The 1,708-nt window shown below is 65.0% G+C and carries 1 protein-coding gene; it reads right to left on the bottom strand.

Annotated features, from left to right (window positions below):
- The coding region (gene trpS / locus CA983_RS43380; RefSeq protein WP_086606081.1) for a tryptophan--tRNA ligase at positions 1-904 on the bottom strand (904 nt) is incomplete at its 3' end.
- Positions 905-1,708 lie beyond the last annotated feature (804 nt).

Below are 1,708 nucleotides of genomic sequence, written 5' to 3'. Positions count from 1 at the left end.
CCTCCACATAACCGGGATCCGCACACAACTCCTTGTGCCGCTCCTGCACGGGCCTGAGCACCTCGACCACAGCCTCCGCCGTGTCCTTCTTCAAGGCGCCGTACGACGTATACGCCCCGCTCAGCTCCTCAGGACTCCCACCCGAGCACGCGGCGAGGATCTCCAGCAGATTGGCGAGCCCCGGCCGGGCCTCCCGGTCGTACACGACCTCCCGCCCACTGTCGGTCACGGCCCGCATGACCTTCTTCCGCACCACGTCCGGCTCGTCCAGCAGGTAGACGATCCCCGGCCCGACGTCGTCGCTCTTGCCCATCTTCGACGTCGGATCCTGCAGATTCATCACACGCGCCGCGACCCCCGGACGCGTGGCCCGAGGCACCACGAACGTATGCCCGTACCGCTGGTTGAACCGCACCGCCAGATCCCGCGTGAGCTCGACGTGCTGCACCTGGTCGTCCCCGACCGGCACCTCATCGGCCCCGTACGCCAGGATGTCCGCCGCCATCAGCACGGGATACGTCAGCAGCGACAGCCGCACACTCCCGCCCCGCCGCTGCTCCCGCGCGGCCTTCTCCTTGTACTGGATCATCCGCCGCATCTCACCGTCGGTGGCCACGCACTCCAGCACGTACGAAAGCCGGGCGTGCTCGTCCACATGACTCTGCACGAACAGCGTGCACAGCGCCGGATCCAGCCCCGACGCCAGCAACAGGCTCGCCGCCTGCCGGCTCAGCCTGCGCACCCGCGCGGGATCGTGGTCCACGGTCAGCGCGTGCAGATCGACGACGCAGAACAAGGCGTCGGCCTCGTGCTGGTCGACGACAGCCCACCGCCGCATGGCTCCCAGGTAGTTCCCCAGCGTCAGATGCCCCGTCGGCTTGACCCCGCTGAAGACCCGTGTCATCTCTCCTCCACCTTCCGGTCGTGACCGCCGCCCCGGCGGCCGCCCCTCGGTGGTCCGGAGGGAGAAACAACAACGGCCGCCGAAGCGGCGGCCGTTGAGTGCATACGTGAGGACGGCCGCCGTCAGGCGGCCCACCACAGCTGGGTACACGTACGCGTCGTCATGCACTCCAGACTACGCCCCGGGAGGGCCGTCCGCCCTTGAGTTGACACGCCCAGACCCCGTCCGTAGTGTTCTCCGAGTTGCCCGACGTGAGCGCCGACTCCGGTCGGTCCCCGGGCAGCCAATCCGCAGGTACCAACCACTACTCGACGAAGTAGTTCTGTCGTCGTTTCATTGGCATGCGTATTTACGGAATGAGGAATCCCCGTTCGAAAGGACGCGGCCCCCGATTGGCTCGGGAGCCGGGGAATCCGCTAAAGTCTCACTCGTCGGAACGGCCCAACAGCCGCGAAGGCAAACCCTGCTGACAGGGAATCGGGCCCGAAAGGATCTGATAGAGTCAGAACCGCCGGAAAGGGAAACGCAGAAGCGGAAACGCGGAAGCGGGAACCTGGAAAGCACCGAGGAAATCGGGTCGAGAAAAGATCTGATAGAGTCGGAAACGCAAGACCGAAGGGAAGCGCCCGGAGGAAAGCCCGAGAGGGTGAGTACAAAGGAAGCGACCGTTCCTTGAGAACTCAACAGCGTGCCAAAAGTCAACGCCAGATATGTTGATACCCCGTCCGTCGGAAATTTCCGATGGTCGAGGTTCCTTTGAAAAAACACAGCGAGGACGCTGTGAACGGTCGGGCTTATTCCGCC

This window comes from Streptomyces swartbergensis (assembly GCF_002148965.1).
In the GTDB taxonomy this organism is placed as follows: Bacteria; Actinomycetota; Actinomycetes; order Streptomycetales; family Streptomycetaceae; genus Streptomyces; species Streptomyces swartbergensis.
The sequence above is the reverse complement of the archived record's forward strand: the minus strand, read 5'-3'. Positions and strand labels throughout refer to the sequence as shown.